Annotated in this window: 8 protein-coding genes and 1 pseudogene; 2 read left to right on the forward strand and 7 right to left on the reverse strand. The window is 67.7% G+C overall.

Annotated features, from left to right (window positions below; all coding sequences use genetic code 11):
- The 5 genes from FWJ67_RS10365 to FWJ67_RS10385 all read right to left on the reverse strand — a co-directional run.
- Window positions 1-261: helix-turn-helix domain-containing protein (locus tag FWJ67_RS10365; protein WP_414482788.1), on the reverse strand; the 261-nt coding region annotated here is incomplete at its 3' end.
- 148 nt (window positions 262-409) lie between these two features.
- Complete coding sequence (locus FWJ67_RS10370; protein WP_369686585.1) at window positions 410-1,123, reverse strand: ATP-binding cassette domain-containing protein; 714 nt, start codon at window positions 1,121-1,123, stop codon at window positions 410-412.
- Window positions 1,124-1,203: 80 nt separating this feature from the next.
- Complete coding sequence (locus FWJ67_RS10375; RefSeq protein WP_414481886.1) at window positions 1,204-2,160, reverse strand: sugar-binding protein; 957 nt, start codon at window positions 2,158-2,160, stop codon at window positions 1,204-1,206.
- 76 nt (window positions 2,161-2,236) lie between these two features.
- Window positions 2,237-3,241 carry an ABC transporter permease gene (locus tag FWJ67_RS10380; protein WP_304174108.1) on the reverse strand — a complete coding sequence of 335 codons (1,005 nt, stop codon included), beginning with the start codon at window positions 3,239-3,241 and terminating at the stop codon, window positions 2,237-2,239.
- A gap of 258 nt (window positions 3,242-3,499) precedes the next feature.
- Window positions 3,500-4,243: an SDR family oxidoreductase gene (locus FWJ67_RS10385; protein WP_304174106.1), complete on the reverse strand. Its 744-nt coding sequence runs from the start codon at window positions 4,241-4,243 to the stop codon at window positions 3,500-3,502.
- Between the two features lie 204 nt (window positions 4,244-4,447).
- Here FWJ67_RS10385 and FWJ67_RS10390 point away from each other — a divergent pair, with 204 nt between their 5' ends.
- On the forward strand, window positions 4,448-5,467 hold the full coding sequence (locus FWJ67_RS10390) for a DUF2804 domain-containing protein (RefSeq protein ID WP_304174104.1): 1,020 nt from the start codon (window positions 4,448-4,450) through the stop codon (window positions 5,465-5,467).
- Here FWJ67_RS10390 and FWJ67_RS10395 read toward each other — a convergent pair.
- Window positions 5,454-5,840 carry a winged helix-turn-helix transcriptional regulator gene (locus tag FWJ67_RS10395; protein WP_304174102.1) on the reverse strand — a complete coding sequence of 129 codons (387 nt, stop codon included), beginning with the start codon at window positions 5,838-5,840 and terminating at the stop codon, window positions 5,454-5,456. The genes FWJ67_RS10390 and FWJ67_RS10395 overlap by 14 nt on opposite strands.
- A gap of 106 nt (window positions 5,841-5,946) precedes the next feature.
- Here FWJ67_RS10395 and FWJ67_RS10400 point away from each other — a divergent pair, with 106 nt between their 5' ends.
- Window positions 5,947-6,672, forward strand: coding sequence for an SDR family oxidoreductase (locus FWJ67_RS10400; protein ID WP_369686584.1), 726 nt, complete (start codon window positions 5,947-5,949; stop codon window positions 6,670-6,672).
- 71 nt (window positions 6,673-6,743) lie between these two features.
- Here the strand turns inward: FWJ67_RS10400 and FWJ67_RS10405 are convergent.
- Window positions 6,744-6,955, reverse strand: a pseudogene (locus FWJ67_RS10405) (ABC transporter permease subunit); the annotation flags it as partial.

The following is a 6,955-nucleotide window of genomic DNA, read 5'->3' on the forward strand; positions in this document are numbered from 1 at the left end:
AAAGCCCAATTCAAAAACCCTGAGCCCCAAGCCGTAGCTCCCATCGGGAAACTGGCGCACGTAGCCGAAGGCTTCGAGGGTGGTCAGGATGTTGCTCACCGTGCTCTTGGGCAGATCCAACCGCCGGGCCAAATCGGTGAGGCGCCACTGGGGCTCGCTCTCGGTGAAACAATCCAACAAGCTGAGGGCCTTGCCCAACGACTTGATGAACCCCGTCCCGCTCCGGAGAGGGCCCTCTCTTCTTCCTGGCCCACGCGCCATCCTGGCCACCCCGCCCAACTGTTCATCTATGTAGAACACTGTACCATTGCTACGAACCGATTCGCCCGCCCGGCAAGAATTCCTTCTCACACCAGCCGCCCGGGAGGCCCCGGCAGGTCACCTCCGGCAGGTCCGAGGGAAAGGCCCCTCAGCTGGCCGCCTCCCCCCGGAGGATGAGGGCCATGATCTCGTCGATGTGGGTCTGGGCGGTGACGCGGGTGCCCACGTTCCGGCCGTGCTTCAGGACCATGATCCGGTCGCTCACATCGAAGACCTCTTCGATCCGGTGGTTGATGATGATCACCGACACACCCTTGGCCTTCAGGGTCCGCACCATCCCCATCACCTGCTGGGCGGCCGCCTGGGAGAGGTTGGCGGTGGGCTCATCCATGATCAGCACCTGGGGGGAGGCGGCATACGCGCGGGCGATGGCGACCGCCTGCTTCCTGCCGCCCGAAAGGAGAGCCACGGGCTGGCGGAGGGACGGCATCTCGATACCCAGCTCATCCAAGACCGCCCGGGCGGCCGCGTCCATGGCCCGGCGGTTGACGACGAACCAGCCGGGCCACCGGCCAAGGAAGATGTTCTGGGCCACGTCCATGTTCTCAGCCAGGGCAAAGTCTTGATAGACCATGGCGATCCCCAGGTCCCTCGCCTCCCGGGGGCTGGCCAGCCGGACGGGCTCTCCTCGGAAGAAGATCTGGCCCCCATCGGGCTGGAGGGCGCCGGCCAGGATCTTCATGAGGGTCGACTTGCCGGCCGAATTGTCCCCCACCAGGCCCAACACTTCACCCGGAGCGAGGGTGAGATGGACGTCCTGGAGCGCCTGAACGGCCCCAAAGCGCTTGGAGATTCCCCGCATCTCCACCAAGGGCACCCTGTCGGGCACGGAAACACCTCCTGGAAGGTGGGGAGCGGCCGGGCCGCTCCCCACCGCACCCGCTACTTCCCGGCAAACTGGTCCACGTTGGCCGGGGTGACGATGTCCGAGCCGGTGTCGAGGACGGTGAAGTCCAGCTCCTCGCCCTGATGCAGCCGGTGGAGCGCGTGGATGGCCTGGTAGCCCATCGCGTAGGGCCGCTGGCTCACCTGGGCGGTGGAGTAGCCCTGGCGCAAGAGCTCCACCTGCTGCTCAAGCAGGTCGAAGGAGACGACGACGAAGGTGCCCTCCCGCACCCGGTCGGCCCAGGGGCCCAGGGCCTCCACGTAGGCCTGGGGCGCGAACTGGGGCCAGCCGCCCGACATGAAGATACCGTCCAGGTCCGGATGGGCCGTCCGCAGATCCTCAATCACCTGGATCCCCCGCTGGACGTCATCCTCGGTGGGGAAGGGCGAGCCCGGGATCTCCCGGTAGGCGTCGCCAAACTTGGCCAGGACACTCCGGAAGCCGTCGATCCGGTCGTTCAGGTTCTGGGCGCCCAGGCCGCCGGTGATGATGGCGTACGTCCCTTCGGGCAGGGCCCTGATGAAAGCCTCGCCTGCCGAGACCCCGGCGGCAAAGTTGTCCGTGCCGATAAAGGCGATCCGGGCCGCCCCGCCGGCCGTGTCCGAATCGAAGGTGACCACCGGGATCCCCGCCGCTCGGGCCCGTTCCACCACCGGGATGACACTCTGGGCATCGACGGGCGAGAGGGCGATACCGTCCACGCCCCGGAGGATCAGGTCCTCCAAAATGGCGATCTGCTGGGCGATGTCGTGGGTCTGGGGACCGACAAACTGCATCCGGACCCCCAGCTCCGCGGCCGCCGCCTTGGCGCCCTCCTCCACATCAATGAAGAAGGGGTTGTCCACCGACTTGGGCACCACCGCATAGGTCTGGGCCAGGGCCACCGGTGCCGCCACCACAAGGAGGGCCAAGAGGCCCGCCAAGACCATACCGTTCCGAGCACTCCTGAACATGCTCCATCCCTCCCGTTGCTCTGCTGCTCTCCCCCGGCGTCAAACGGCCAGCCGCAGAAGCCAGCTCAACCCAAGCCTACGTGGGCCGTCCGATCCAGAGCCGCAGCCGGTCCAACAGGACGGCCAGGATGATGGTTGCCCCGATCACCACCTCCTGCCAGAAGGCGGACACCCCAAGCAAGACCATGGCATTTCGGATGACCGCCACCATGGCCGCCCCCACCACCACAAAGGGGACCGACCCCCGGCCCCCGGCCAGGCTGATGCCGCCGATGACCGCGGCGGAGATCACCTCCAGCTCGTCCCCCTGGCCGTTGGTGGCGTTCCCCACCGAAAGCCGGGCCGCCAGCAGCACGCCCGTCATGGCCGCCAGCCCGGCGCTGATCATGAAGGTGGCCATGCGCACCCGGTCGACCTTGATCCCCGTCACCCGGGCCGCCTCGATGTTGCCCCCGATGGCGTACACGCTGTACCCGAATTGAGTGAAGCGCATCACCCACCAGCCGATGAGGACCACCACGGCCATGTAGATGACGGGATAGGGCACCGGCCCCAAGTACCCGCTGCCCAGGTTGACGAAGGCCTCCCAAGTGGGGCCCCGGCCCGAGATGGGCCGCCCCCGGCTGATGACCAGGGCCAGGCCCCCGGCGATGGAGAGCATGCCGAGGGTAGGGATGAGGGGTGTCATGCGCGCCTTGGTGACCAGAAAGCCGTTCACCCACCCCACGGCCAGGCCCGTGGCCACCGCGGCGGCCACCGCCGCCCAGAGGGGCCAACCCCAGACCAGGAGCTGGGCGACCACCACCCCGCTCAGGCTGATGACGGAGCCCACCGAGAGATCGATGCCCCCGTTGCCGGCCAGCATGACGATGGCCTGCCCCACCGCGGTGGCCGCGGTGAAAGAGAACGAGCGGGCCACGTTCATCAGGTTGGTGCTGGTGAGAAACCGGGGCGAGACGGCCGCCACGACCGCCACCAGGACGAAGAAGGCGATGGTGATGCCCAACTCATAAGAGTTGGGCAAGCCGCGCCGCCGGGACGCCTCCCGAGCCGGCTCGGCCTGGGCTGGGAACAGAGCCACGGATCCGATCCCCCTCATCCCGCGAACCATTCGTGTTGTGCATGTCTTCGCACGATTCGCTGTCAAGTCCTTCTTTCCGTCACCTAAAGAGTCCCAGATGGGCACCACGCCCCGCCGGCCGCCGCTCCCGCCCCTGTTCGCGCCCTGCCGACGGCCTCTACCGCCCAGGCCCGGTGCCCACGCCTTCAGCCCACAAAAGAGCCCGCCGGCGGCGCCGGCGGGCTCCCGGGGCTTGTGGCCCGATCCATGCGGAAGGCTTCACAAAGGCTCGCTCATCGGCCGCATCACCACTTCGATGATGCGGGCCTTCTCCGGCTGGGTGACGGCAAAGGCGACCGCCTCGGCCACGTCCTCCGCGTCCATCATCTCGGCCAGCTTGGGATCCCCGGGCGTGCGGCCCGTGCCCAAGGCGAAGTGGGTGTTGACCCCGCCGGGCGCGATGGTGGTCACCTTCACCCCCACGGGCCGCAGTTCATAATCCAGGGCCTGCGCGAAGCCCACCTGGGCGTGCTTGCTCGCACAGTAAACCGCCTCGTGGGGGAGCCCCTTCTTCCCCGCCACCGAGGCGACCACCACCAGGTGGCCCCGCCGGCGCTCCTTCAGGTAGGGCACCGCGTGCCGGGCGAAGAGGAAGGTGGAGCGCATGTTGGTCTCCATGATCCAGTCGTAGTCGCTCGCGCTGAAGCTCTCCAGCGGCCCGTACTTCCCCACCCCGGCGTTGATCACCAGGATGTCCAGGCTCCCCAGCTTGTCGATGGTCTCCTGGATGGCCCGGACCACGTCCTCCTCCTTCCGGCCGTCCCCGGGGACGACCAGGGCCCGGCCGCCGGCCGCCTCCACCTCCTGGGCCACCTGCTCCAGATCGGAGACGGTGCGGGCGAAGAGGGCCACCTGGGCCCCTTCCCGGGCCAGGCGGAGGGCGACCGCCCGCCCAATCCCCCGGCTGGCACCGGTGATCAAAGCGCTCTGACCCGTCAGGACCTGTTCCGTTCCAGCTGCCACCCCAGCTCAACCTCCTCGGGCATAGGGTCCGACGCGGCGCGGCCGCCGGCCCCCTGGGCGCGACGGCCCCCACCACCCAGAGGATTACGGCACCCGTTCGGGCAAGCCTCTTTTCACCGGCGAGCTCTGGAAAACTCAGGGCAGGTTTGGACCTTTCCGCCGCCGAAGAAGGGGCCCATCCTGACGGCCCGAGGGGGAGAGGGTATGCAGCACCGCATTGTGCAACCGGGGCCACTTCTGACGGCGCAGGGAACGCTGGCCCAGAGAGGTTACGCCACCGAACCGCTCCTCACCTACAACCGGGAGCAGATCCGGGTTGCCCCGTGGCGGATCAAGGAGTGGGATTTCTACCAGGTCTCCAACGACGCCTACTGCCTCCAACTCACCATCGGCCACGTCTCCTACGCGGGCGAGGTCTCCTTCCGGTTCTTCGAGTTCGCCACGGGCCGGCGGTATGATCTGGCCAAGATCCTCCTCCTGCCCTTCGACCGGATGAAGATGCCCCGCACCGCCGAACGGGGCGATCTGGCCTACCGGACCAGGGATCTGGTGATGGAGTTCCACGTCTTCGAAGGGGGCCGGCGGCTCATCTGCCGGACCAGCGGGCGGAGGCATCCCAAAATTGATGTGGACGTCCACCTCGCCCAGCCTGACCGGACCTCCATCGTCATGGCCACTCCTTTCGATGAGGATGAGCGTTTCTTCTACTACAACCAGAAGATCAACTGCATGCCCGCCCAAGGCCACGTGGAGATCGACGGCCAGCGGTACCTGTTCACGCCCGATTCGGCCTTTGGGCTGCTGGATTGGGGCCGGGGCGTCTGGCCTTTCAAGCACGAGTGGTACTGGGGCAACGGGAGCGGCTACATCGATGGGAAGCGCTTCGGGTTCAACATCGGCTTCGGGTTCGGCAACACCTCGGCGGCGACGGAGAACATCCTCTTCTACGACGGCACCGCCCACAAGCTGGGCCACGTCCACTTCGACCTGGCCGGCTCGGGGGGCTACATGGCCAAGAAGCGCTTCACCAGCGACGACGGCCGGTTTGAGATGGAGTTCACCCCCATCTACGACCGCTACACGGAGACCAAGCTCCTCTTCGTCCACACCCGGTGCCACCAAGTCTTCGGCCGGTTCACCGGCCGGGCGGTGTTGGACGACGGGCGGGTGCTGGAGGTGAAGGATCTGGTCGCCTTCGCGGAGCACGCGGTCAACCGGTGGTAACGTCGCCGGAGGCCCCATCCCGGGAGAGGCCCTCCTCGCCGGTCCCCTGGCACCGCTCCAGGTGAGCCCGGCCCCAGCGACAGAGCTCCATCAAGGCCGGGGAGAGACTCCGCCCGTACTCGGTGAGGGAGTAGGTGGTGCTCGGCGGGACCGACCGGTGGATCTCCCGGGCGACCAGGCCGTCCCGCTCTAGCTCCCGCAACTGCTGGATGAGCATCTTCTCGCTCACCCCCGGGATCAGCCGGCGGAGGACGCCGTAGCGGCGCGGCCTCTCCGCCAGATGCCACAGGATGATGAGTTTCCACTTGCCCCCAAGCACCCGCAGCGCGGCCTCGATGTGCTGAACCGAGGGCGGAAAGGCGCGAGCCCCCACAGACCGAACCCCCATACCAACAAAAAAGTAAGTACTGGTCTCCTTGTACGAATCATCCTATCCTACCTCCGACGTGGTTGCCAGGAGGAGGAAAGAAGAGATGATGATCCCACCTTCCAAGGTTGCCCTGGTCACCGGAGCCAACCGGGGCATCGGTTTCGAGATCGCCCGCCTTCTCGGCGAGCGGGGGATGGAGGTCCTCGTGGGGGCCCGGGATCCCGCCCGGGGTGAGGAGGCGGCCGCCCGGCTGCAAGCGTTGGGCATTGCCGCCACGCCCCTCCACCTCGACGTGACCGACGCCCAGACCATCGAAGCGGCCGCGCTCGCCATCGCGAGCCGCTATCAGAAGCTGGACGTCTTGGTGAACAACGGGGCCATCTCCATCGATGGCGGTCACCCACCGAGCGAGCTGCCCCTGGAGCGGCTTCGCACGACCTACGAGACCAATGTGTTCGGGGTGGTGGCCGTCATCCAGGCGATGCTCCCCCTCCTCCGGCGGTCCGAAGCGGGGCGCATCGTCAACATGTCGAGCGCCATGGGGACCTTCGGGGTCTGGAGCCACCCCTACATGGGCTTCGGCGCCGCCCCGCCGCTGGCGTACGGCACCTCCAAGGCCGCCCTTAACGCCATCACCGTCTTCTTCGCCCGGGAGCTGCGGGAGACGCCCATCAAGGTGAACGCTGCCGAGCCAGGCCCCGTCGCCACCGAGATGAACCCGGCCGGGACGCGGACCCCAGCCCAGGGGGCTCAGATCGCCGTCTATCTTGCCACCCTCCCCCCCGACGGGCCGACGGGCGGCTTCTTCTCCGAAACGGGTGTCGTCCCTTGGTAGGTCCCGCCCGGGGCTAGGGATGCCTGCCCCGGGCGGCCCTTCCCGTGCGAGGGCCGCTCCCCTGCCGCCGAAGCACGGGGATCCAGGGCATCCCGCAGGCCGTCGCCCAGGAGATTGAACCCCATGGCCGTGATCAGGATGGCGGCGCCCGGGAAGGTGGCGTACCACCACTGGTCGAGGAGGTAGGCCCGGCCGCTATTCACCATGGCCCCCCACTCGGCTGCCGGCGCCCGCACCCCCAAGCCCAGGAAGCTCAAGGTGGCCGTGAGGAGTATGGCGTTCC

Origin of the sequence: Limnochorda sp. (assembly GCF_047459355.1) — a bacterium.
Classification (GTDB): Bacteria; Bacillota; Limnochordia; order Limnochordales; family Limnochordaceae; genus Limnochorda.

Excerpts from the sequence above, each read along its gene's own strand:
- FWJ67_RS10370 (WP_369686585.1), bottom strand. The coding sequence starts at position 1,123 with ATGCGGGGAATCTCCAAGCGCTTTGGGGCCGTTCAGGCGCTCCAGGAC.
- FWJ67_RS10375 (WP_414481886.1), bottom strand. The coding sequence starts at position 2,160 with ATGTTCAGGAGTGCTCGGAACGGTATGGTCTTGGCGGGCCTCTTGGCC.
- FWJ67_RS10390 (WP_304174104.1), top strand. The coding sequence starts at position 4,448 with ATGCAGCACCGCATTGTGCAACCGGGGCCACTTCTGACGGCGCAGGGA.